At 66.5% G+C, this 24121-nt stretch carries 20 protein-coding genes; 13 read left to right on the top strand and 7 right to left on the bottom strand.

The genetic code is table 11. The annotated features are described in order from the left end of the window. Nucleotides 1–86 precede the first annotated feature (86 nt). Nucleotides 87–1685, top strand: coding sequence for an MASE1 domain-containing protein (locus tag ACW5IY_RS07565; RefSeq protein WP_043400413.1), 1599 nt, complete (start codon nucleotides 87–89; stop codon nucleotides 1683–1685). A gap of 126 nt (nucleotides 1686–1811) precedes the next feature. On the opposite strand, the gene ACW5IY_RS07560 is transcribed toward ACW5IY_RS07565, so the two are convergent. Then, on the bottom strand, nucleotides 1812–2204 hold the full coding sequence (locus ACW5IY_RS07560) for a hypothetical protein (protein ID WP_239682843.1): 393 nt from the start codon (nucleotides 2202–2204) through the stop codon (nucleotides 1812–1814). A 357-nt stretch (nucleotides 2205–2561) separates the two neighbouring features. On the opposite strand from ACW5IY_RS07560, the gene ACW5IY_RS07555 reads away from it, so the two are divergent. From ACW5IY_RS07555 to ACW5IY_RS07545, 3 genes are all read left to right on the top strand, one after another. Further along, entirely contained in the window at nucleotides 2562–4115 is a 1554-nt protein-coding gene (locus ACW5IY_RS07555; RefSeq protein WP_049436529.1) for an MASE1 domain-containing protein, read from the top strand. Nucleotides 4116–4210: 95 nt separating this feature from the next. Continuing rightward, entirely contained in the window at nucleotides 4211–5554 is a 1344-nt protein-coding gene (locus ACW5IY_RS07550) for a diguanylate cyclase (RefSeq protein WP_012510568.1), read from the top strand. Between the two features lie 85 nt (nucleotides 5555–5639). After that, on the top strand, nucleotides 5640–6101 hold the full coding sequence (locus ACW5IY_RS07545; RefSeq protein WP_049436528.1) for a bacteriohemerythrin: 462 nt from the start codon (nucleotides 5640–5642) through the stop codon (nucleotides 6099–6101). On the opposite strand, the gene ACW5IY_RS07540 is transcribed toward ACW5IY_RS07545, so the two are convergent. Continuing rightward, entirely contained in the window at nucleotides 6082–7383 is a 1302-nt protein-coding gene (locus ACW5IY_RS07540; RefSeq protein WP_019337132.1) for an MFS transporter, read from the bottom strand. The genes ACW5IY_RS07545 and ACW5IY_RS07540 overlap by 20 nt on opposite strands. Before the next feature lie 147 nt (nucleotides 7384–7530). Between ACW5IY_RS07540 and ACW5IY_RS07535 the strand changes: the two genes are divergently transcribed. Then, entirely contained in the window at nucleotides 7531–8172 is a 642-nt protein-coding gene (locus tag ACW5IY_RS07535) for a hypothetical protein (protein ID WP_049436527.1), read from the top strand. A gap of 145 nt (nucleotides 8173–8317) precedes the next feature. Here ACW5IY_RS07535 and ACW5IY_RS07530 read toward each other — a convergent pair whose 3' ends face one another. Further along, nucleotides 8318–9814, bottom strand: a complete 1497-nt coding sequence (locus ACW5IY_RS07530; RefSeq protein WP_049436526.1) for an aldehyde dehydrogenase — start codon at nucleotides 9812–9814, stop codon at nucleotides 8318–8320. Nucleotides 9815–9918: 104 nt separating this feature from the next. On the opposite strand from ACW5IY_RS07530, the gene aptA reads away from it, so the two are divergent. The 7 genes from aptA (at nucleotide 9919) to ACW5IY_RS07495 (ending at nucleotide 18500) form a co-directional block, all read left to right on the top strand. Then, nucleotides 9919–11271 carry an omega-aminotransferase AptA gene (aptA, locus tag ACW5IY_RS07525; RefSeq protein WP_049436525.1) on the top strand — a complete coding sequence of 451 codons (1353 nt, stop codon included), beginning with the start codon at nucleotides 9919–9921 and terminating at the stop codon, nucleotides 11269–11271. Nucleotides 11272–11334: 63 nt separating this feature from the next. Further along, nucleotides 11335–12213 carry a ParB N-terminal domain-containing protein gene (locus tag ACW5IY_RS07520; RefSeq protein WP_049436524.1) on the top strand — a complete coding sequence of 293 codons (879 nt, stop codon included), beginning with the start codon at nucleotides 11335–11337 and terminating at the stop codon, nucleotides 12211–12213. A 124-nt stretch (nucleotides 12214–12337) separates the two neighbouring features. Further along, complete coding sequence (locus tag ACW5IY_RS07515; RefSeq protein WP_049436523.1) at nucleotides 12338–13624, top strand: DUF445 domain-containing protein; 1287 nt, start codon at nucleotides 12338–12340, stop codon at nucleotides 13622–13624. Nucleotides 13625–13916: 292 nt separating this feature from the next. Next, the gene (locus ACW5IY_RS07510) at nucleotides 13917–16118 is read left to right on the top strand and encodes a TonB-dependent siderophore receptor (protein ID WP_049436522.1); all 2202 of its coding nucleotides are present in this window, start codon (nucleotides 13917–13919) and stop codon (nucleotides 16116–16118) included. Nucleotides 16119–16225: 107 nt separating this feature from the next. Then, nucleotides 16226–16540 (top strand): DUF3649 domain-containing protein, encoded by a 315-nt coding sequence (locus ACW5IY_RS07505; protein ID WP_010486186.1) that lies wholly within the window; start codon nucleotides 16226–16228, stop codon nucleotides 16538–16540. Further along, the gene (locus ACW5IY_RS07500; RefSeq protein WP_457327118.1) at nucleotides 16537–18174 is read left to right on the top strand and encodes a PepSY-associated TM helix domain-containing protein; all 1638 of its coding nucleotides are present in this window, start codon (nucleotides 16537–16539) and stop codon (nucleotides 18172–18174) included. The genes ACW5IY_RS07505 and ACW5IY_RS07500 overlap by 4 nt, the downstream gene beginning before the upstream one ends. After that, nucleotides 18171–18500 (top strand): DUF3325 domain-containing protein, encoded by a 330-nt coding sequence (locus tag ACW5IY_RS07495; RefSeq protein WP_049436520.1) that lies wholly within the window; start codon nucleotides 18171–18173, stop codon nucleotides 18498–18500. Before ACW5IY_RS07500 ends, ACW5IY_RS07495 begins: the two co-directional genes overlap by 4 nt. An 80-nt stretch (nucleotides 18501–18580) precedes the next feature. Here ACW5IY_RS07495 and rlmKL read toward each other — a convergent pair whose 3' ends face one another. Both rlmKL and ACW5IY_RS07485 read right to left on the bottom strand, forming a co-directional pair. Then, the gene (gene rlmKL / locus ACW5IY_RS07490) at nucleotides 18581–20719 is read right to left on the bottom strand and encodes a bifunctional 23S rRNA (guanine(2069)-N(7))-methyltransferase RlmK/23S rRNA (guanine(2445)-N(2))-methyltransferase RlmL (protein ID WP_049436519.1); all 2139 of its coding nucleotides are present in this window, start codon (nucleotides 20717–20719) and stop codon (nucleotides 18581–18583) included. Nucleotides 20720–20864: 145 nt separating this feature from the next. Continuing rightward, nucleotides 20865–21392, bottom strand: coding sequence for an alpha/beta hydrolase (locus tag ACW5IY_RS07485; protein WP_049436518.1), 528 nt, complete (start codon nucleotides 21390–21392; stop codon nucleotides 20865–20867). A 72-nt stretch (nucleotides 21393–21464) separates the two neighbouring features. Here ACW5IY_RS07485 and ACW5IY_RS07480 point away from each other — a divergent pair, with 72 nt between their 5' ends. Continuing rightward, nucleotides 21465–22031, top strand: a complete 567-nt coding sequence (locus ACW5IY_RS07480) for an N-acetylmuramoyl-L-alanine amidase (protein ID WP_049436517.1) — start codon at nucleotides 21465–21467, stop codon at nucleotides 22029–22031. A 303-nt stretch (nucleotides 22032–22334) separates the two neighbouring features. Here ACW5IY_RS07480 and ACW5IY_RS07475 read toward each other — a convergent pair whose 3' ends face one another. Continuing rightward, nucleotides 22335–23237, bottom strand: coding sequence for a sulfurtransferase (locus tag ACW5IY_RS07475; RefSeq protein WP_049436516.1), 903 nt, complete (start codon nucleotides 23235–23237; stop codon nucleotides 22335–22337). After that, nucleotides 23234–24037 carry a CoA pyrophosphatase gene (locus ACW5IY_RS07470; protein ID WP_043402636.1) on the bottom strand — a complete coding sequence of 268 codons (804 nt, stop codon included), beginning with the start codon at nucleotides 24035–24037 and terminating at the stop codon, nucleotides 23234–23236. Before ACW5IY_RS07470 ends, ACW5IY_RS07475 begins: the two co-directional genes overlap by 4 nt. Nucleotides 24038–24121 lie beyond the last annotated feature (84 nt).

Genomic DNA, 24121 nt, shown 5'->3' with positions numbered 1-24121 from the left:
CATAATCGAACGCGTGTCGATACCGTCGGTACGAACCGGGTCCCGCGGCGAATGGATGCTGACAGGGAACGTACTGTGAAGGGGTAGTGCGATTGAATTGGTGGAATGAAGGCCTGCAGCTGAAGTTGCGCATCCATCCGGCAGGACTTGCCTTGGCTGTGCTGTATGCCATTGCCTGTTGGGCCACCCGCCAGTTGTCCCTTGATCAGTTCTACCTACCTGCCGGCGTTCGCGTGGCTGCAGTGCTGCTATGCCCAACGCGGTTCTGGCCTTATCTGCTGCTGGGTGAGTACGCCTACTTTGCGCAGATGCGATTGCCGATGGTTGAAAAGTACGGCGCAGCCTGGGCCATCCTCGCGTCAGGCGTGCTGATGCCTGCAGTAATGCTCATCACCCGCTGGGCCCGCAGCTTTTTTGCGAACTCGGTCACATCCCGTCTTCTGGCCATCGCGTTCCTTTCCTCCGTCGTGGTCACTCTCTTGAATGTGAGCCTTTCCCAACTGCTTTGGCCAACGCCACCCGCAGATTCGGCGCTTGCGTTCCTTTCCCGTGCAGCACGTTTCAGCGTAGGTGATTTCATTGCCATCCTTACGGTGACTCCCCTCGCATTGCTTTGGGCAATGAGAAACACCGAACCACACTGGAAGACCATTTTCACAGGCCCCACCGCCGTGGCCCTGTTGTTGATGACATTGCTCGGCGTTACCGCATCGTTGATTCCCAACGAAGCCAGTACACTCCGGACGTCCCTGCAGTTACTGATGGGGCTGCCCGTGATCGCACTCACGTGCCTGCATGGCTGGCGCGGTGCGGCCGTCGGCGTACCGATGCTGAATCTGATTATTGGCCTGACAACGCCAAAGCCCTATGCAGCAGCCTTTGATGCCGCAACGTTCACCACACAGCAAATCATGGCCATCACGGGAGTAGCACTACTGCTGCTTGGCTCCCGTATAAGCCACTTTCGTCGGCGCTATCAGTTGCGTGAGGTGGGCGAAAAGAACGCCATCAACCTTGCGCGCAGCTCGCACCTGGCGAGCGAGTCAGATCTTCGCGAACGCGCGATTCACCTGCGCAAGCTGGGTGACGGCATCGACCTGTCGCTTTCGGAAGTCATCAACTGGCTCAACAGCCACGGTCATTCCGCAATTGCCAACAGCCTGACTCACACAGCCAATGTGCACTCCCGGCTGTTCCGCGAACAGGCAAGCCTGGTGTATCCCACTGCGCTTGAGCAGTTGGGTCTGTATGTTGCACTGCAGGCCGGAGGCGTGCGCTCGGCGTGGGTCAATACGCACCGCGTAGCCGAACCGCGCCTTGCCGGTGATCCCTGCCGTCTCAGCCTGGACTTGCAGCTGACGGCATACCGGACTCTCATCGATGCCGTTTCTTTGTTGTTGAAGTGCGAATCCGGGCAGGTCATCGTCCGGGCACGCTGCGTCAACGCGGGACAACAGCGAGGAATCGTCATGACAGCCTCGCTGCTGGATCGGCATCGCGCATTGTCCCCAACAACCGTCAGTCTCGTCAGGGAGCGGTTGGCCGGGCGTGCGCTGGCCTTTGGTGGGTCCGTTCACTGTCGCCAAAGCCGCATCGTCATGGTGCTGGTGGAGCCTGGCACCACGACACTGCGTGAGTCGCAAGAAGGGAGTTCATTTGGCGCCCGAGTTGCATCTTCCGCCTAGGCTCAAAATCGGGTGAACGCCTGACCACAGTCGCACCGGCGTGCCGGTGAACGGACACATGGCTGACCGAGATTTGGCTGAGAACGGTTGACCAACAGGTGATGTTTGCCACCTGCTGACCAGTGATTACTGCGTTTCGATGGCCCAGACCGCACTTGTACCGGCGCTGTAGCGCACCAACACGAAACCATTTCCGCGATAGACCAGCGAGCGGATTGCATTGCCTGGTACTGGCAACGGCTGGCCTGGCAACGACACAGGTATCTGCGCCTTGCCGGCCGGGAGCGCCCAGAAAACTCCACCAGCGTTGCCTATGATGACCTGGACGCGACCAGCGAGGTCATTTACCTGGAAATAGGAAATACCATCACGCTGGAAACCGTAGACCTGCCAAGCAGGATCCTGGCTCAGATTGACCGTCGCAGGGAATGCCTCCCCCAGCCCCTGCCGGCTCAAACGGATACCGTGATCGTCAGACTGTGCCCAAACCGCCATCGGCAGCCCAGCGGCGATGACCACTCCCAACACCGCCCCAGCATTAGTTACTCGCATTTTTTTTCCTCGATAAAGAAAACGAAGAGCACGATGAAACTCCCACCCTGTTGAGCCGGGCACCGCCGTCAATGCTCCGCCGCACGGCACCCTCGCCTCACCTGGGCATTCAAGGACCACTATATGTCTATGGGCCCTCTTGATACATAGCAGCGCGCATCTGGATGCAATGTGGAAAACTGCGTCCGCCGCGGAAGATCAGGAACCAACTACCAGCACCCTGTGGGCGCCCTATGCCCCCCGTAGAGATTGCACGTCCTTTCGTCTACAGATAGTGTCCACATCGGGCTTGGCGTGATGCCCCGGAGCATGGGAGGCTCAGGCTTGGACCGATTCAAGAAGGCAATTGAGCTGAGCTTCCGGATCCGTCCGGTCGGTCTTGTGCTGGCCGCCACCTATGCTGCCAGCTGCCTCATATCGCGTCAGTTCTCGCTGGATCAGTTCTTCCTGCCCGCAGGTATCCGGGCAGCGGCGCTGCTGATCGTCCCGACCCGTCTGTGGCCCTACCTGCTGCTGGGCGAGTATGCGTACTTCGCAACGCTGCGCATTCCTATGATCGACTCCTATGGCCTGGATTGGGTCATTCTGGCTTCGACACTGCTGATGCCGATGGCGATGCTGGTGGTCTACCTGCATCGAAGGAGAATGCCGTCCGAGGCAGCCACCGGCCTCTGGCTGCTGTCGTTGTCGATCTGCACGGCACTGTTCGTCCCGGCTCTCAACCTGAGCATTTCATATGTCCTCTGGTCGAATCCTCCGCCGAGCAACCTGCTGGACGCGGTCGACCGAACGATCTTTGGCCACTTCGCGGCCATCATTACCCTGCTCCCACTGGCCTTTCTTTGGGCGCAGCGGCACGTGGATCCCAGTTGGAGCACCCGCTTTGTCGCGCCTACAGCTGCGGCGATCCTGGCGATGCTGATACTGGGGTTGGGCATGCAACTGACAGACAGCAGCGCCCATACCACCCGCACACACCTTGTCCTGCTGGCGGCTCTGCCTGCCATCGCCCTGACCTTCATGCATGGCTGGCGTGGCGCTGCCATCGCGATTCCGCTGTTGAATCTCCCACTTCACGGCGCTACGCCCAGTACCGGCCTGCCCTCCTCTTTCGACCTCGGTACGTTCGCCACCCAACAGAACATGGCTGTGATCAGCGTCGCATTGCTCGCACTCGGATCCAGCATCAGCTATCACCATCAACGCGCACAGGCCCGTTGGCAGGCTGAACGGAACGCCCTGCGTCTGGCACGCAGTTCCCACCAGACCAGCGAGCGTGAGCTGCGTGAACGCGCGGCCCATCTGAAGCATCTAGGCGAGGGCATGGACAGTTCGCTCAGTGAGATGGTCAGCTGGCTGAAGGATCAGGGTCATCATGCCGTGGCGAACAGCCTGCAACACGCGTCATCCGTGCACTCACGTCTGTTCCGCGAGCAGGCCAGCATGGTCTACCCCACCGGGCAGGAGCAGGTCGGGTTGTACATCGCGCTGCAAGCAGGCGGCGCATGCGAGATCTGGAACAACACGCATCGCGTCATTCCGCCCAGGCTGGCGGGTAACCCTTGTCTGCTGACTGTAGATCTGCAACTGGCCATCTATCGCTCCTTGATCGAGGCGGTGTCACTGCTGCTGGAGCTGGAGACCGGGCAGGTCTGCGTGCGTGCCCGAAGTGGCCGGGCGGGCGGACGTCGCGGCATCGTTGCTGTCGTGAGCCTGCTCGACCGTGGTTGCACGCTGTCGGCACGCACCACCGACCAGGCCGTCGAGCGCCTGGCCGGTCGAATGCTTGCTTACGGCGGCAAGGTCAACTGCCGGGGCAATCGGCTGCGACTGGTCCTGCATGAATCGATCAGCCACGCGGCGCCAGCGGCGGCCTGACACGGAATCTGGCCCAGCGCGCAACGTTCGCCGCTAAAGTTACACCCGAAACCGCCGCTATCCGTGCCGAGCCCTCCTTCGTGAGCCACCGCATCATGCCCGTCCTGCCGCAGGCCGCCGTCGATGGCGACCTGGCCGATCCCCTGCCACAGCGGATCCTGCTGGTCGAAAATTCCCGTGCGTTCACCGGCATGCTGCGCGAAGCCATCGAACAGCGCCTGGAACTGCCGGTGGTGATCGCTTCCACCCTCGCCGAGGCCGATCGCCTGCTCAGCGAAGGCGGCGGCTGGTTCCTGGTGCTGACCGGGTTGGTGCTGGCCGACGGCGACCGTGATGCGGTGGTCGAGTTCTTCCTCAAGCGCGACCTGCCCACCGTGGTGGTCAGCGGCGTGTACGACGAGGACCTGCGCAAGCGCGTGCTGCAGCAGCAGATCATCGACTACGTGCTGAAGAACACCCCGGGCAGCATCGACTACCTGGTGTGGCTGGTGCAGCGGCTGGAACGCAACCGCCGCATCGCCGCGCTGGTGGTGGACGATTCGCCGTCCGCGCGTGGCTATGCCGCCGCCCTGCTGCGCATGTATGGCCATGAGGTGCACGAAGCGGCCGACGGCAACGAGGGCCTGGCTGCAATCGAGGCGCATCCGGCAATCCGCCTGGCGGTGGTCGACCAGGAAATGCCCGGCATGCAGGGCGTGGAATTCACCCGCCGCCTGCGCACCCTGCGCTCGCGCGACAAGGTGGCGGTGATCGGCATCTCCGGCAATACCGATGCCTCGCTGATCCCGCGCTTCCTGAAGAACGGTGCCAATGACTTCCTGCGCAAACCGTTCTCGCGCGAGGAATTCTTCTGCCGTGTCTCGCAGAACGTGGACCAGCTGGAACTGATCGGCACCCTGCAGGATCTGGCCACCCGCGACTTCCTGACCGGCCTGCCCAACCGCCGCTGCTTCCTGGAGCAGAGCCAGCGCCAGCTGCCTCAGCTGCAGCTGCATGGCCAGTGCGTGGCGGTGGCGATGATCGACATCGACCACTTCAAGCACATCAATGACACCCATGGCCATGAAGCCGGCGACGACGCACTGCGTGCGGTGGCCGGCGCGGTAGCCGCACATGCGCGCAGCCAGGACCTGATCGCACGCTTCGGCGGCGAGGAGTTCTGCCTGCTGGTGCCGGACATGGAACAGGACGAGGCGCTGCTGTACTTCGAGGAACTGCGCCAGCGCATCGCCGCACTGGAAGTGGACATCGGCACCGCCACCCTGCGCATGACGGTCAGCATCGGCCTGTGCTGCCTGCGCCCGCAGCGTGATGCGCTGCACCGGTTGATCTCCGAGGCCGACCGCCAGCTGTACCTGGCCAAGGCCGGTGGCCGCAACCGGGTCAGCTGCACCACGGTGGCCAGCCCGCTGCGCCCGCGCGAGCCTGCCCTGCCCTGACCGGCCCGCTTTGATCCAGATCAACGCCGCACCCGCGCGGCAGTTCTACAGTCGGCCCCGACATACGCATGAAGGGGAGCCGGGGATGGCACTACTGGTCTGGCAGGACGATCTGAACATCGGCATCGATGTGATCGACCAACAACACCGCCGCATCATCGAGATGCTCAACCACCTGCACGTGGCCCAGGCCAGCCTGCAGCGTGCGGCGGTGGGTGAGGTGATCGATGAGGTGGTGGACTACACCATGTCGCACTTCGCGTTCGAGGAAGAGCTGATGGAGGAAGCGGGCTATCCATTCTGTGCCGCGCACAAGCGCGTGCATGAGGTCTTCATCAAGCGGGTATCGGAACACCGCATGCGCTTTCAGGCCGGCGAGGACATCAGCGATGAACTGCGGACCATGCTCTCGCGCTGGCTGTTCAACCACATCCGCGGTGATGACCAGGCCTATGCCGAACAGGTCAAGGCGCACCTGAACCAGTTCGCCCGCGAACACCAGGGCGGCGGTTGGCTGGGGCGCACGCTCAAGCGCTTCTTTGGTTGAGCTGCAGCGCGCGCCGGTGCAGTGCCACCAGCGCGCACAGGGTCGCCACCGCCGTCAGGCACAGGTAGTAGCCGACCGCGACCAGGCCGAAGCGTTCGGCCAGCCAGGTGGCCAGGTACGGCGCCGGTGCCGCACCGAGGATGCCGGCCAGGTTGAATGACAGCGACGCGCCGGTATAGCGCACCTCCACCGGGTAGATCTCGGCCAGGAAGGTGCCGCAGGGGCCGTAGGTCAAGCCCATCAGGAACAGGCCCAGGCACAGAAAGCCGGTGACCAGCCACGGGCTGTGCGGCTGGAACAGCGGCGCGAACAGCACACCGAAGCCGACGATCAGTACGCTGGCGACGATCATCGTGCGCCGCGTGCCCCACCGGTCGCCATAGCGCGCCGACAGCGGGATGCCCAGTGCGAAGAACAGCATGCCGGCCATCTGCATCAGCAGGAACTGCTCGCGGCTGTAGCCCAGCACCGCAGTGCCATGGCCGAGACTGAACACCGTCATCAGGTAGAACAGCACGAAGGTGGCGAACGCGCCCAGGGTGCCCAGCAGCATGGGCACCGGATGGTCACGCAGCACCGTCCACATCGGCAGCCGCACCGGCGCCTTGCGCTCCAGCGCCTTCTTGAAATCGGGTGTCTCGTGGATGTTCAGGCGCACCCACAGGCCAAGGCCGACCAGCAGCGCGCTGGCCACGAACGGAATGCGCCAGCCCCACTGCAGGAAGTCGTCCTGGCTCAGGCAGCGGCCCAGCACGAGGAAGATGCCGGCTGACAGCAGAAAGCCGAGCGGCGCGCCCAGCTGCGGGAACATGCCGTACCAGGCGCGCTTGCCTGGCGGTGCGTTCTCGGTGGCCAGCAGCACCGCCCCGCCCCATTCCCCGCCCAGGCCCAGACCCTGGCCGAAGCGGCACAGCGCCAGCAGCGCAGGGGCCCACAGGCCGATCTGGGCATGGGTGGGCAGCAGGCCGATCAGCACCGTGGACAGGCCCATGGTCAGCAGCGCGGCCACCAGCGTGGCCTTGCGGCCGATGCGGTCACCGAAGTGGCCGAACACCGCCGAGCCCACCGGGCGCGCGATGAACGCGACCGCAAACGTTGCCAGTGACTGCAGCAGCGCCGCCTGTTCACTGCTGTCCGGGAAGAACAGGTGCGGGAACACCAGCACTGCAGCCGTGGCGTAGATGTAGAAATCGAAGAACTCGATGGTGGTGCCGATCAGGCTGGCCAGCAGGACTCGACTGGGGGAATTCACGGGCGGCGCGGCAGCGGTGATCGTCGACATCGGCAACACGGGTAACGGCGGATCGCCCGATTCTGCCACGGGCCGATGGCCACACGGGGCGATGGTTTCAGCCGACACCGATGCCAACGGAATTTTTCGGGCCGCCCGCTAGTCTGCGCCACCGGTCCCTGCATGGATGCTTTGCCAATGACTGCAGTCGCGCTGTCGTGGTCCGATTCGCCGAAGCTGCCGCGCATGGCGGCATGGCTGGTGGTGCTGCTGGTGCATGGGTTGATGGCAGTGTGGCTGCTGGGCAGTGGCAGGATGACGCTGCGCAGCGAGGAAGGTGCCAGGATTTCATTGCGCTGGATACCTCCGGAGCAACCCGTGCCGACGCAACAACGCCCGGCACACCCCACCGCAGAGGCAACGCGTCCGGCCCCCTCGACAGCGCCACGCCCGACCCCAGCGGCACCCGCGGATGCCAGCACACCCTCTTCCGAGGAACGGCCTGCAACGACGCCACTGATGCTGGATCTGCCCGCGGGCAGCATCGATGGCGGTGACGGCATCAGCGCGGCGGGCGTGGCGCCACGCCTGATCGGCCGCCGCGAGGTCCATCCCGCGTTCGGGCCGCGCCGCAATTACTTCCGGATCCGTCGGCAGATGACCCCCGAGCAGATCGTGCATGGCGTGGCGCAGCTGCTGGGGTTGTGGCCACCGGGGTACATCGTCGACCCGTGCGAGCTGGGCAAGCAGGACATGGACTATTTCCAGAACGCCGTCGAAGAAGCCGACCGCGACATGCTGCGTGCGGCAGTGCTGCAGGTGAGCACCCGCTGCCGGTAGCGGGCACGCCTTTGTAGAGTCGAGCCATGCTCGACTGCTCTTGCCGAGACGCAGCCGAGCATGGCTCGGCGCTACAGAAGAACGAACGGCAGTCGAGCATGGCTCGACTCTACAAAGAGCGAACAGCCATCCAGCAATCGCGTCGTCACAACTGGATCCAGGTAGCCTTGATCTCGCTGTACTTGTCGAACGCATGCAGTGACTTGTCCCGCCCATTGCCGGACTGCTTGTAACCACCAAACGGGGCGGTCATGTCGCCACCATCCCAGCCGTTCACCCAGACACTACCCGCGCGCAACTGCCGCGCGACCCGATGGGCGCGGCTGAGATCACGCGTCCACAGGCCCGCGGCCAGGCCGTAGCGACTGTCATTGGCCAGGCGCACCGCTTCGGCCTCGTCGTCGAAGCCGAGTACGGCCAGCACCGGCCCGAATACTTCCTCACGAGCCAAGGCCTGCTCCGGGCGCACCTGGTCGAACACTGTCGGCTGCACATAGCTGCCGCCGGCCTCGACCTCGGCCCGTCGCCCACCCAGCAGCAGCCGCGCGCCCTCGCCTTCTGCGCGTGCGATATCGTCCATCACCTTGTCCAGATGCGCGGCATCGACCAGTGCGCCCATCGGTGCATCGGCCTCCAGCGGATGCTGCGGCTGCATGTGCTGGCCATGGGCGATCACTTGATGCACGAAATCCTCGCGGATCGAGCGCTGGACCAGCAGCCGGGAGCCGGCAGTACAGACTTCGCCCTGGTTGAAGAAGATGCCCTGTGCCACCGCCTTGGCGACGACGTCCAGATCGGGGGCGTCGGCGAACACCACATGCGGGCTCTTGCCACCGCATTCCAGCCAGACCCGCTTGAGGTTGGATCGCCCGGAATACTCCAGCAGCTTCGCGCCGGTGGCAGTGGAACCGGTGAAGGCCAGCACGTCCACGTCCATGTGCAGGGCCAACGGTTCACCGACGCGCGCACCGTGGCCGGGCAAAACGTTCAGTACGCCCTCCGGCAGGCCCGCCTCGGCGGCCAGTGCGGCCAGCCGCAGCGCACTCAGCGGTGACCGCTCGGAAGGCTTGAGCACCACCGAGTTGCCCATGGCCAAGGCCGGTGCGATCTTCCAGCACGCCATCAACAGCGGGAAATTCCACGGCACGATGGCCGCCACTACCCCAGCGGCCTCGCGCGTGACCAGCCCCAGCTCGTGCGGGCCGGTGGGCGCGACCTCACCGTACAGCTTGTCCACCGCTTCGGCGGTCCAGCGCAGGCAGCGCACCACGCCGGGCAGGTCGATACGGCGCGCGTCACGCACCGGCTTGCCCATGTCCAGGGTTTCCAGCAGGGCCAGTTCATCGGCGTGCGCGTCCACCAATGCCGCCAGCGCCAGCAGCACGCGCTTGCGATGGGCCGGAGTGGCCTGCGACCAGTGGCCCGCCTCGAAGCTGCGTCGCGCGGCCAGGACCGCGCGCTCGACATCCTGCGCGTCGCAGTCGGCAACCGCAACCAGCACGCGACCGTCGATCGGGCTGATGCAGTCGAAGCGGGCGCCACTGGCGGCATCGACATAGCGGCCGTCGATGAAGGCCTGGCCCGGCATCGACAGCTGGAGGGCCAGCGCCTGCCAATGGCTACGGTCGGGGAAATCAGCCATGGGAAGCTCCAACATTCAACGAGCCTTGGTTATACCGGGACCGCCGCGACTCCGCCGTGACGCGGCTGCGCTACATTCGTCGCATCGGACCCGACGGAGCCGGCATGAAGCGTCCCGAAAGCGACCTGCACGACCTGGCCACCCAGCGCCCCGAGTCACTGGACGCGTACTGGATGCCGTTCACCGCCAACCGCCAGTACAAGGCCGCGCCGCGCATGCTGGTACGCGCCGAAGGCATGCACTATGAGGATGTCGACGGCCGCCAGATCCTCGATGGCACTGCCGGCCTGTGGTGCTGCAACGCCGGCCATGCCCGCCCACGCATTGTCGAGGCTATCGTCGAGCAGGCACGCACCCTCGACTATTCGCCGGCCTTCCAGATGGGCTCGCCGCCGGCCTTCGCGCTGGCGCAGCGGCTGGCTGCACTGGCGCCGGGCCCGCTCAACCACGTGTTCTTCACCAGCTCCGGTTCCGAGGCGGTGGATACCGCGATGAAGATCGTGCTGGCCTACCACCGCCAGCGTGGCGAGGGCCAGCGCACGCGCTTCATCAGCCGCGAGAAGGCCTATCACGGCGTCGGTTTCGGCGGCATGGCACTGGGCGGGCTGCCCAACAACCGCAGGGCGTTCGGCCTGCAACTGGGTGGCGTGGACCACCTGCGCCACACCCTGGACCTGCCGCGCAATGCGTTCAGCAAAGGCCTGCCGCGCCAGGGCGCGGAACTGGCCGACGACCTGGAAAGACTGATCACGCTGCACGACGCCTCCACCATTGCCGCCGTCTTCGTCGAGCCCATCGCCGGCTCCGCCGGGGTGATCCTGCCCGCACCCGGCTACCTGCAGCGCCTGCGCGAGCTGTGCGACCACCACGGCATCCTGCTGGTGTTCGATGAGGTCATCACCGGCTTCGGCCGGGTTGGCATGCCGTTCGCCGCGCAGCGCTTCGGGGTCACCCCGGACCTGCTGACCTTTGCCAAGGCAGTCAGCAACGGCGCGGTGCCTCTGGGTGGCGTGCTGGCCAGCGACGCCGTGCATACCACGCTGATGCAGGCCCCGCCGCAGGCCATCGAGCTGTTCCATGGCTATACCCATTCCGGCCATCCGCTGGCCTGCGCCGCAGCGCTGGCGACGCTGGATGTCTATGCCGAGGAGCGCCTGTTCGAGCGTGCCATCGAGCTGGGCGAGTACTGGCAGGAACGGCTGCATGCGCTGCAGGGCCTGCCCAACGTGATCGACATCCGCAACTTCGGGCTGGTCGGCGCGGTCGAGCTGGCACCGCGCCGCGATGCTCCCGGCAGCCGTGGCTACGAGGTGTTCCGGCGCTGCTTCCATGACGGCCGGTTGCTGGTGCGCTGCACCGGCGACATCATCGCGCTGTCGCCGCCACTGATCGTGGACAAGGCACAGATCGACCAGATCACCGGCACCCTGGGCGAGATGATCCGGGCCACCGCCTGAGCCCGGGCCGGCGGTGGCGAGCGGGTACAATGGGCGGTTCCGCTCCTGCTCGCTGCCGTGCCCATGGATATCGTCGTCAAAGAAGAACTCAAGGCCTATATCGACCCGCTGACCGCGGACGAACATGACGCGCTGGAGCGCAGCATCCTGGCCGAAGGCTGCCGCGATGCGCTGGTGCTGTGGGGTGATGTGCTGGTCGATGGCCACAACCGTTTCGGCATCTGCCAGAAGCACGGACTGCCCTTCAACACCGTGCAGAACACCCGCTTCCAGAGCATGGAAGACGTGCACCTGTGGATGATCGAGCAGCACCTGGGCCGCCGCAGCGTGTCCGATTTCCAGCGCGGTGTGCTGGCGCTGCGCAAGCGCGACATACTGGCCGCCCGCAAGCAGGTCGAGCAGGCCCAGCTGCAGCGCGAGAGCGACGGCACCGCCGACGTCGTCGAAGACGCGGGTGAGGACAGCCCGCCGTGGGAACCGGCGCCGAAGATCAGCCGCGCCGAGCTGGCCCGCGAGGCCAAGCTGAGCACCAGCCAGGTCGGCATGATCGAGCGCATCCACGCCCAGGCTGCGGCCGAGGTGGTGGAAGCGGTGAAGGCCGGCGTGATCTCGATCAGCGCCGCTGCGGCTGTGGCCGACCTGCCGGAAGACGAGCAGCGCGCTGCCGCCGCCGGTGGCAAGGACGAGCTGAAGCAGGCCGCCAAGCGCGTGCGTGATGCCAAGCGCAAGCCGCGCGCACCGAAGCCTGAACCAGCCGAGATGGATTTCGAAGAACCCAGCGAGGACGAGGTGGCCAGCCGCGATGCCGAGGTTCTGTCGGCACTGGAACAGCTGGGCGAGGATGCACCGGCCCTGCGCCGTCGCGTGGTCGCGCTGACCCGCGAGAACGACACCCTGCGCGCGCAGCTGGCCGCGCTGCGCAAGCAGCTGGAAGCGCTCTAAGCGCTCTCGACGCGCTTCTGTAGAGCCGAGCCCATGCTCGGCTGCTCTTTGCCACGCGCAAGGCAGCCGAGCATGGGCTCGGCTCTACAGACAGGCGTCACCAAGCTGCGGTTAGACTTTCCGCATGACGCCTGCCCACGATCCGCGCCGCGCTCAGCTGCGGCGCCTGAAAGCCCTCGCGCTGGGCCTGTTGCTGTTGATGCTGGCCGGTTTCGCAGTCAGCCACTGGCAGGGCGAGCGCGGTATCTGGGCCTGGGTCTCGGCCTTCTGCGAAGCCGCTGCCGTGGGCGCACTGGCCGACTGGTTCGCCGTGGTCGCGCTGTTCCGGCGGCCGATGGGCCTGCCGATCCCGCACACCGCGATCATCCCGCGCAGCAAGGAACGCATCGGCGACAGCCTGGCGCTGTTCGTGCGCGACCAGTTCCTGGAGCCAGGTGTGCTGCTGGCCAAGCTGCAGGTATTCGATCCAGCCAGCCGCCTCGGCAGCTGGCTGGCCGACCCGGCGCGCTCGCGGATGCTGGCCGACATGGCCCGCGGCTGGGCCCTGCAGGCGCTGGACTTCTTCGACGAAACCGCAGTACGCCGGCAGCTGCATGCCTTCGTGGTGCAGCAGCTGCGGCAGTGGAATGCCGCCGCCACCGCAGGTGAACTACTGGCCCTGCTGACCGCCGATGGGCGCCACCAGCGCGTGCTGGACGAGGGCCTGCAGCGGCTGGGGCGCTGGCTGGAACAACCGGAGGTGAAGGAACGCGCCTCGCAGTTGATCGTGCGCTATATCCAGCGTGAATGGCCGACGTTGTCGAGCACGGTGAACTGGGTCAAGCCGATCGACGAGATCGGCGACAGCCTGGCCGAACGCCTGGCGCGGGCGGTGCTGGAAGAGCTGCAGCAGGTGCTGGCCGAACCGCAGCATCCGCTGCGCCAGGACTACGAGAGCTGGCTGCAGAACTACGTGCAGCGCCTGCGCGAGGACCCGGCCCTGGCCGAGCGCATCGAGCAGCTCAAGCAGGAAATGATCGACCACCCTGCCCTGCAGGACTACGTGCAGGGCCTGTGGGCACGCATCCATGCCAGCCTGCGCGCCGATCTGCAGCGTGAGGATTCGGCGCTGGTCGGGCACCTGCAGCGCAGCCTGGCCTCGCTGGGCAGCAGCCTGCAGGCCGATCCCGCCCTGCGCGACGCGCTGAACCAGCATCTGCTGGAGGGCGCCCAGCGTCTGACCGGCCGCCTGCGCGAAGGCGTGACCACGCATATCGCGCAGACCGTGAAGAGCTGGGACGAGCGGCACCTGGTCGAGCAGCTGGAACTGAGTGTGGGTCGCGACCTGCAGTTCATCCGCTTCAACGGCACCCTGGTAGGTGGCCTGATTGGCCTGCTGCTGCATGCCGCAACAGTAGTGTTCAGGTTCTAGGAACCCATCCGGCAGTCGATCCACGCCCTGCGTGGAGGGCGGAGTTCGTCACGCTTGATTAACGAAATGCGAATGCCTATCATTTGCTAATCGGTTGTACGCTTAGCCAAGCGGGGCACGGAAGCACGCACCTACCCGCCCCTTCGCCCGTGTACATCCCCCGACTACCGGGTCGCCCGCACCAAGCGGGTGGCGCACCGTCGATGGGACTCGCTGGGCGACGTGCGCGGAGCGCATGGCTGCTGTGTCTGCGCATTCCATCGCCTGTTTCGTCCTGCATGGAATCGCACCGATGGCAACGCCGCTGAACCTCCCTCGTCCCACTCTGCTGGCCCTGGCCGTGACCGCACTGATGATCGCCCCGCTGGCCCACGCCGACGGCACCGCCGAATCCTCCGCGCGCACGCTGGACACCGTGAAGGTGACCGCCGATGGCGAGATTCCCAACAGCTACACGGTCAAGGGCGCGCGCAGTGCGACCAAGCTGGACCTGTCGCTGCGCGAGACACCGCAGTCGGTAACGGTGATCACCCGCCAGCGCCTGGACGACATGGGCCTGTTCTCGCTGTCGGACGTGATGGGCCAGGTCACCGGCGTCAGCGTGTCGGTCACCGACAGCGAGCGCATCAACTATGTCTCGCGCGGCTACACCATCGACAATTTCCAGATCGACGGCATGCTCAACACGTTCGGTGGCTCGGTCAAGACCAACACCGACAACGTGATCTACGAGCGCATCGAAGTGATCCGCGGCGCCACCGGCCTGACCACCGGCGCCGGCGATCCGTCCGGCACCATCAGCATGATCCGCAAGCGCCCCACCGACACCTTCCAGATGGGCGCCAACCTCACCGTGGGCCGCTGGAACAACCGCCGCCTGGAAGCCGACCTCGGCGGCCCGGTCGCCTGGGACGGACGCATCCGTGCGCGCGTGGTCGCCGCCAAGCAGCAGAGCGATTCGTTCCGTGATGTCTATGCGCTGGACAAGGACGTGTTCTACGGCATCGTGCAGGCCGACCTGAGCGACAGCACGCTGTTCGAGGTGGGTTACGAATACCAGTCGCCGCGCACCACCGGCGTGACCTGGGGTGTGGTGCCGTACTGGGGCGCCGATGGCGCGCCAGCCAACCTGCCGCGCTCGACCAACCTGTCGGCCTCGTGGAGCGCGTGGCCGATCGTGGAGAAGACCAGCTTCGCGCGCCTGGAGCAGCAGCTGGGCAACGGCTGGTCGGTGAAGGGCAACCTCAGCCACGCGGTGCGCGATACCGATGGCAGCGTCTGGTACGGCGCGGCCGGCTATCCGCGCGCCGATGGCACCGGCATCACCGCCTACATCTCGCACTTCAACGAGCACAGCACGATGGACGTGTTCGACGTCAACGTCGGTGGCCCGTTCCAGTTGTTCGGCCGTGAGCATGAACTGGTGTTCGGGCTGGGCCAAGCGGTGCGCAAGGGCGAATCGGAGGCGATGTCGTTCGATTCCAGCGCACCGGGCTACTCCCAGGTGCCCGACTGGCGCCACTGGACCGGCGAGGTGCCGGTACTGCCGGTGACCCGCCTGGGTCGCCTGTCGTCGCAGGACGAGCTGCGCCAGCGCGCCGCCTATGTGGCGGCCCGCCTGCGCCTGGCCGACCCGTTGCTGGCCGTGGTGGGCGCCCGCTATGGCAGCTGGGAAACCCGCAAGTGGGCCTATGGCTACGACGCCAACGGCAACCGCAACAGCACCACCCGCACCGGCTACCGGCCGGACGACATGCTCACTCCGTATGCCGGCCTGGTCTACGACTTCAATTCGATCTTCAGCGGCTATGTCAGCTACACCGACATCTTCAAGCCGCAGAACTACCGCGACCGCAACGGCAATTACCTGGAGCCGGTGGTCGGCGACATGTACGAAGCAGGCGTCAAGGCCGAGTTCTTCGGTGGCCTGCTCAATGCCTCCGCTGCCGTGTTCGAAGGCAAGCAGGACAACGTCGCCGAGATCGACGATTCGGTGCCGGTGAATTCGCTGCCCGATGGCGGCCAGGCCTACCGCTCCACCGGCAAGGGCAACAAGGTGAAGGGCTGGGAGATCGAGAGCCAGGGCAGCATCGGCGAGCAGTGGAACGTCTCGGCCGGCTTCGCCCATACCGTCATCCGCAACAAGGATGGTGTGCTGCAGCGGACCACCGCCCCGCAGGACACCTTCCGCCTCAACACCAGCTGGCGCCCCGGCGGCATCGAAGGCCGCTTCTGGCTCGGTGGTGGCGTGACCTGGCAGAGCCGTATCTGGAACACCAGCACCAAGGCGGATCGCAGCAAGGCCAACATCACCCAGGACGCCTTCTACCTGGTCAACCTCGCCGGTGGCTACCGCTTCAACGAAAATTTCAGCGCCCAACTGAACATCAACAACCTGCTGGACAAGAAGTACTTCAACAACGTCGGTTTCTACAACGGCGTGTACTGGGGCGAACCACGCAATGTCACCGTGACGCTGCGCTGGAAGCTCTGAACCCGATGGACGGCGCTGGTTCTGCGACCAGCGCCCGGCCACGGATGGCCAACCCCGGCGCACTGCGGTGCGCCGGTCCCCTTTTCACTGAATCCTGCAGGAATGCCGTGGACCGCTCGCCCGCAACCGCCAGCCCCCGCACCTTCTTCTCCAACCCGCGCTGGGGCGTGCTGTCACGCTCGTTGGCTGCAATCTTCGGCGGCTACGCGCTGGCCTCGGTGACCAGCGTGTTCTGCGCGGTGGCGCTGCCTGGCGCGCGCGGCCAGACCGTGCTGACCGGCATGCTGCTGGCGATTCTGGTGGCCGCCTGCGCGGCGCTGTGGGCGTTCGCCACCCGCAGCGCGCTGCGTGCGTGGGTCGGCATTCTCGCTCCCGCCCTGCTGATGGCTGCCATCGCGCGCATGCTGGGGGCCTGGGCATGAAGAACGGATTCCGCCAGTCGATGGCCTGGCTGCACACTTGGACCGGCCTGCTGGTCGGTTGGTTGCTGCTGCTGATTTTCATGGCCGGCACGGCCAGCTACTACCGCGAAGAAATCAGCCGCTGGATGCGCCCGGAGCTGCCCTCCAGCAACGTCAGCATCGACGTCGCCGCGCAGCGCGCGGTGGACTACCTGCAGGCCAACGCCACGCAGGCCGAGAACTGGTTCGTCACCCTGCCGCAGCCGCGCAACCCGGCCATGCAGATGTTCTGGCGGCTGCCGCCGGAACTGGCCGACCCCAGCCGTGGCCGCCGCGGTGGCTTCGGCGACGCCACTTTGGACCCGAACACCGGCCAGGCATTGAAGGCGCGCGAGACCCGTGGCGGCGACTTCTTCTACCGCCTGCACTTCGACCTGCACTACATCCCGGTGCTGTGGGCGCGCTACCTGGTCGGCTTCTGCGCGATGTTCATGCTGGTGGCGATCATCATCGGCGTCATCACCCACAAGAAAATCTTCAAGGACTTCTTCACCTTCCGCAAGGACAAGGGCCTGCGCTCCTGGCTCGATTTCCACAACGTCAGCGCGGTGATGGCCCTGCCCTACCACGCGATGATCACCTACACCGGCATCGTCACCCTGATGATCATGTACCTGCCGTGGGGGGTGAAAGTCGCCTACCCACAGGACGAGGACAAGTTCTTCAGCGAAGCCTTTGGCGGTATGCCGGAGGTGACCGCGCCGGCCGAAGGCCGCGCAACACCGCTGCCGATCGCGCAGCTGCTGGACAGCGCGCGTGCGCATTGGCACGGCGTGGAAGTGGCCGGCTTCACCGTGTCCAACCCGGGCGCGGCCAATGCGGTGATCGACATCCGCCAGCGTGATGGCAAGCGCCTGTCCACCGACACCCCGGCCGTGCGCTACGACATGGTCAGCGGTGCATTGCTGGAAGAAACACCGCCCTCCGGTGGCGCCACCGCCACCCGCGGCGTGCTGTACGGCCTGCATCTGGCACGCTTTGCCGACTGGGGCCTGCGTGCACTGTTCTTCCTGTCCGGCCTGGTCGGCTGCCTGATGGTCGCCAGCGGCGTGGTGCTGTGGGCGGTGAAGGAACGTCCCAAGCATGCCAAGAGTGGACGCATCGGCTTCGGCCTGCGCCTGGTGGATGCGCTGAACATCGGCACCGTGGCCGGCCTGCCGATCGCCTTTGCCGCCTACTTCTGGGGCAACCGCCTGCTGCCGCTGGACATCGCCGAGCGCTCGAGTGCGGAAGCCAACGTGTTCTTCTACGCTTGGGGCGGCGCGCTGCTGGCCGCTTTCATCTGGCCGAAGCGGATGATGTGGGCGTGGCAGCTGTACCTGGGCGCCGCCGCGTTCGCGCTGGTGCCGGTGGTCAACGCGCTGACCACGCATGCGCACCTGGGCATCACCCTGCGCAATGGAGACTGGGTGTTGGCTGGCTTCGATCTGTCGATGATCGCCTTCGGCGCGATGCTGGCGTTGTGCGGCTGGCGCATGCAGCGCTGGACGCCGCCATTGAGTGCGGCCGAGAAGAAGAAGCGCGCGGCCGCAGCCGCTGCACCCAAGGCACCGGTCGAAGCGGCGGAAGCTGCCGAAGCGGAGGCCAGCGCATGATGCTGCTGGCTCTGACGCTGTCGTTCTCCGCGTTCACCGCCCTGTCGCTGGCGATGGAAAAGCACCAGCACGACCTGCACGGCAAGGCTGCAGCTCCCCCGGCACGGCGCACGCAGTGGCGGGTGCTGGGTTGGGCCCTGCTGACGGTGGCGTTCGCGTTGTGCGTGGTCGACCACGGCTGGGCGATGGGCCCGGTGCTGTGGCTGGGTATGATGACCGTGGGCGGCGTGGTGCTGTCGTTCGGACTGTACCCGTACCGACCGAAATGGATCGCGCCGCTGGCGATCACGCTGCCCGTGGCCGGGCTGCTGGTGGCGTTGCTGTAACCGCCATCCACGCATGGCGTGGATCTACTGGCCAGACGGGGTAGTGCCGGCCGCTGGCCGGCATCCCCTTTCGACTGGAATCACCCCAACCGCTTCAATTCCCACGCGCGGTGGATGCGCGCGTTGCGCTCGAAATCCGGACCGATGGTGCGCGCGGTGATCTCACGGCACTGAGCGAATTCGGCGATGGCGTTCTCTTCCAGCTTGAAGCGGCGGAAGTTGTTCGAGAAATACAGCACGCCGCCCGGCGCCAGCCGCGCCACGGCTGCACGCAGCAGCTTCAACTGCTCGCGCTGCACATCGAAGTCATCGGCACGCGCGGAGTTGGAGAAGGTCGGCGGGTCGCAGAAGATCACGTCGTACTGGCCACGGTCGCCTTCCAGCCAGGCCATCGCATCGGCCTGCACCAGCAGGTGCTGGTTGCCGCCCTGCCCGTTCAGCGCCAGGTTGTCGTAGCACCACTGCAGGTAGGTGGCCGACAGGTCGACGCTGGTGGTACTGGCGGCACCGGCCACCGCGGCCTGCACGCTGGCCACGCCGGTGTAGCAGAACAGGTTGAGGAAACGCTTGCCACGCGCCTGTTCGGCCATCATCCGGCGCAGCGGGCGATGATCGAGGAACAGGCCGGTATCGAGGTAGTCGAACAGATTCACCTGCAGCAGCGCGTTGTTCTCGCGTACCACGATGAACTCGTCACGCTGCTCGAAGCGGCCATACTTGCTGCCGCCCTTGCCGCGCTCGCGCGACTTCATCGAGACCTGCTCCGGCGGCACGCCGAACACTTCACGCGCAGCGGCCAGCAGTTCGTTGCGGCGACGGCGCACGTCGTTCTCCGGAATGGCAGCCGGTGCGGCGTATTCCTGCACGTGCAGGAAGGTACGGCGCTTGCCGCCGTCTTCCTCATAGACGTCGATGGCGGCGGCGTACTCCGGCAGGTCGGCGTCATAGGCGCGGAAGCAGGTGATGTCCTCGCGGGCACGCCAGCTCTTGAACTTCTTCAGGTTCTTGCGCAGGCGGTTGGCCACCATCTGCGCACCTTCGCTCAGCTCGCGCGGCTGAGCCGGATCGCGGCCCGGCACGGCGATCGGATCGCAGACGATCAACGCGCATTCCAGCGCACCGTTGAACATCTGGTACTTCTTGCCTGCGCGCAGGCCGGTGGCGAAGGCCAGTTCGTCGTTGCCGCACAGCAGGCTGGCACGCCACTGCGGCACCGCCTTCTGCAGGGCGCTGCCCAGTGCGCGGTACAGCGCCGGATCGGCGGCCAGGCGCTCGTCGTACGGCGGGTTGCAGACCACCGCGCCGATCTCCTGCTCCGGTGCGGCGAGGTCGGCGACGTCGGCGCGGGTGAAGCGAATCGCGTGGGCGACGCCCGCGACCTCGGCATTCTCGCGTGCCGCCTGAATCGCGGTCGGGTCGATGTCGCTGCCGTGGATGACCGGCTTCAGCGCGGCCAGGCCTGCGGCCTCACGGTCGCGCGCTTCGCTCTGGATGGTCTTCCAGGCGGCCTTGTCGAAGCCCAGCCAGCGGCTCGGCGGCAGGCTGCCATGGCGCATCAGGCCGGGAGCGACGTCGGCGGCCATCAGCGCGCCCTCGATCAGCAGCGTGCCGCTGCCGCACATCGGGTCCAGCAGGCCACCACCGGCGGCGTGCAGGCGCGGCCACTGCGCGCGCAGCAGCAGCGCGGCAGCCAGGTTTTCCTTCAGCGGTGCCTCGTGGGCGGCCCCGCGCCAGCCCCGGCGATGCAGCGGGCCGCCGCCGAGGTCGATCGACAGCGAGGCACGGCCCTTGCGCAGTGACAGGTTGACGCGCACGTCCGGCAGGTCGGTGTTGACCGAGGGACGTTCCAGCCCCTCATCGCGCATGCGGTCGACGATGGCGTCCTTGATCCGCTGGGCGGCAAAGCGGGCGTGGGTGATCTTGTCGCCGGACACATGTGCGTCCACCGCCAGGGTCATCTCCGGCTTGATGTGCTCATGCCACGGCAGCGCACGCACGCCGTCATACAGGGCCTGCTCGTCCGGGCACTCGAACTCGTCGATCGGCCACAGCACGCGGCTGGCCAGGCGCGACCACATCACGATCCGCAGCGCCTGCTCCAGTTCGCCCTCGGCGTTGACGCCGGCAATGGTGGCAGTGGCCTTGGCAAGGCCCAGGGCCGACAGTTCATCGGCAAGCAGGTATTCCAGGCCCTTGGCGCAGGAGACGAAGAATTTCACGGGATCGGTTCGCAGGTGGTCGGGCGCGGCACAGGGGCCGGGCCGGTCGGAAAGGAGGGCCGCAAGCACGGCCAGCAGGCCCGCGCCGGGGGCGGCGGGGCTGCCATTGTAGTCAAAGCGGGCGGGCGCGCCGTGCGCCCGGGCTTCACAGTTGCCGCAGCAGGCGCTCGAAGGCCTGCGCGGAGGCCTCCACGTGGTGTTCCAAGCGGTGACCGTCATCGACCAGCAGCAGCTGCGCGGCGCGCGCCTGCGCCCAGGCAATGACCCCGGCGGCCGGGACCACATCGTCATGCCAGGCCTGCACCACCGTGATCGGCACCGCCGCGGCATCCAGCGCCGGCATCGGGCCCATGGTGGTCGGCGGCACCATCAGGAACAGGCCGGCCACAGGCACCTGCAGCGAGGCGATGGCGGAGATGTAGGCGCCCAGGCTGGAGCCGGCCAGCACCACCGGGCCCTGCTGGGCGGCGATGGCGGTGCGTTCCACCAGGCGCTGCAGCCGGGTGCGCACGTCGCCCACCCGGCTGACCTCGCTCATCGCGTCCAGGTCGGTGTAGTCCGGGCGTTCATGGGTCCAGCCCAGGCGTTGCGCCACGTCGGCCAGCGCGGTGACCTTGGTCGCTTCCGGGCCGCTCTCGAAACCGTGGGACAGGATGCAGTGGCCGCGGCTCATGCGCGCGCTCCGTGGGAGCGGGTCGGCGGCGAAAGAGGAGGCAGGTTCATGCCGCAATGCTAGCATCGCCGGATGCCCAACCCGCTCCTGCCCGGCCTGCAGCTGCAGCCCCTGCCCTACCAAGACCGCCTGCCGCTGCGCAACCCGGCCACGCTGGAGATGGTGGTGATCCACTGCACCGAGCTGCCCGATCTGGCGATGGCCCGCGAGTACGGCGAGCGCGTGCTGTATGACAGCGGTGCCGGCAACAGCGGCCACTTCTACATCGACCGCGATGGCAGCGTGGTGCAGTACGTGGCACCGGAACGCGTGGCCCACCACGTGCGCGGCATGAACGCGCATACGCTGGGTATCGAACTGGTCAACACCGGGCGCTACCCGGACTGGTTCGACAGCCGCCACCAGGCGATGGACGAGCCGTACACCGAAGCACAGCTGGCGACGCTGGAGGCGCTGCTGCAGGCGCTGGTGGCACGCTACCCGTCGCTGCGGCGGATTGCCGGGCATGACCAGCTGGATCTGGAGCAGGTGCCGGCCAGCGATGACCCGACGCTGATGGTGGCGCGCAAGCGTGATCCGGGACCGTTGTTCCCGTGGGCGCGGGTGCTGGCGAAGGTACCGCTGCAGCCTGTTGGGTAAGCGGCAGGGCTGCGCCCTGCACCCGCAGAGGCAACGGCCGAAGCAAGGGCAACAGCAGGATTCCGTGGGATGGCGGGGTGGGTCCGGTTGCGGGGGACGCCGTAAACCCGTCCATGGGGGCTTGTCCGCGGCATCCATGCCGCGGACACCCCCGCAACCGGACCCACCCCGCCTTCGACAGATCTCCGCCGCTGTTGGTGGGTGCCGACCGTTGGTCGGCACGGGGTCGAATCGATCGGAACGGGCTTTTGTAGAGTCGAGCTATGCTCGACTGCTCTTTGCGTGGATATCGAGACGATAGAGTCAGGCGCCGCTGGCCACCGGGCGGCTGCTGTCGCTCACCCAGCCGCTCCAGGAATCGGCATAGATGCGTGCGCCGCTCAGTCCTGCGCTTTCCATCGCCAGCAGCAGGTGGCAGGCGGTCACGCCGGAGCCGCACATCAGCACCACCTGCTGCGGATCACGGTTGCCGATCACGCCCTGAAGTTCGGCGCGCAGCTCCTGTGCATCACGCAGGCGGCCGTCGGCGACGTTCAACGCAAACGGGCGGTTGACCGCGCCGGGTACGTGGCCGGCGACCGGGTCCAGCGGCTCGACTTCGCCGCGGAAGCGTTCGCCCGCGCGTGCGTCGACCAGCCAGCCCGGCGCGTGCTTCAGGCGTGCGCTGATCTCCTCGGCATTGGCGATCTGGGTGGTGTCGAAATGGCCCGGGTAAGCTGGCAACGTCGTCACTTCAGCCTGGCCGCTCGCCAGCGCGTGGCCAGCCTCCTGCCAGGCGGCGATGCCGCCGTCGAGCACGGCGACCTTGCGGTGCCCGATCAGGCGCAGCAGCCACCACAGGCGCGAGGCGGCCATGCTGCCGTCGCTGCCGTCGTAGACCACCACCTGGGTGTCGGGACCGATACCCCACTGGCCAAGCTTCGCCGCGAAGGCATCGCTGTCCGGCAGTGGATGACGGCCGTGGCCGCTGCGGGTCAGATCCGACAGGTCATGATTGAGGTCGGCGTACACCGCACCCGGAACGTGCCCCGCCAGATACTGGCCGCTACCCGCCTGCGGATCGGCCAGCGAGGACCGCGCATCGACCACACGTACAGCGCTGCTGGCAGTGGCACGTGCATCGACGACACGTACGCCCTCACCCAATGCAGCCGCCAGGCTGGCGACATCGACAAGCGTGGTCCACGACGGATCGATCGGCTTCATTGCACTTGCTCCAGGCGGCGACGCAGGTTGTAGAGAATGGCGGCGGTCGCGCCCCAGATGCGCTGGCCGGGCCAGCCGTACTCGAGGACGTGGCGGATGCGGCCGCGGTGATTGATTTCGACCTGGCGCAGATTGTCTGCGGCCATCAGGTAGGCCAGCGGCACTTCGAACACTTCGGCCACTTCGCTGGGCTGCGGCACCGGCACGAAGTCCGGATCGACCACGGCCACCACCGGCGTGACCCGGTAGCCAGTGATCGTCACAAAGGGATCGAGATAACCCAGCGCCTGCACTTGCCCCGGAGCCAGTGCGATTTCTTCCTGGCTCTCGCGCAGCGCGGCCGCCAGTGCGTCGCGGTCATCGGGTTCGGTGCGCCCGCCGGGGAAGCCGACCTGGCCACCATGCTGGCGCAGGGTTTCGGTGCGACGGGTAAGGATGACCTGTGCGCCATTGGCGCGCGGCACGATGCCGGCCAGTACGGCGGCTTCCACAGGTGGTCCCGGCGGCAGCAGGTCACTCAGTTCGCTGCGGTTCCAGCCGTCGCCGGCCGGCGGCTCGGCCAGTGGATGCAGCGCGCGCATCAAGCGTTCGTGATCGGCCAGCGAGCCGCGCAGTGATTGCTGCAGCTGTTCACGCAGAGGTTGCACGCGATGCAGGATGCGGCTGCGCTCCTCGTTGCTCATCGACGACCACCGTGCGATTTCATCGATGTGCCGCCCGCAGCCGGTGCATTGCCGGTCCGGATCCAGCGTGCACACTCCGATGCAGGGACTTGCGACAACACGCGCCGTTTCTTCCATTGTTTGCACCCGGCAACAGTAGCGCGATCGGGCTGAATTTGCGCGGGGTGCAGATGCGGTGCGTGGCACCGTCGCGCTCCGCGC

The sequence above is a fragment of the Stenotrophomonas sp. C-A genome, from assembly GCF_054030835.1.
This window is presented reverse-complemented; position numbering and strand designations above follow the sequence as displayed.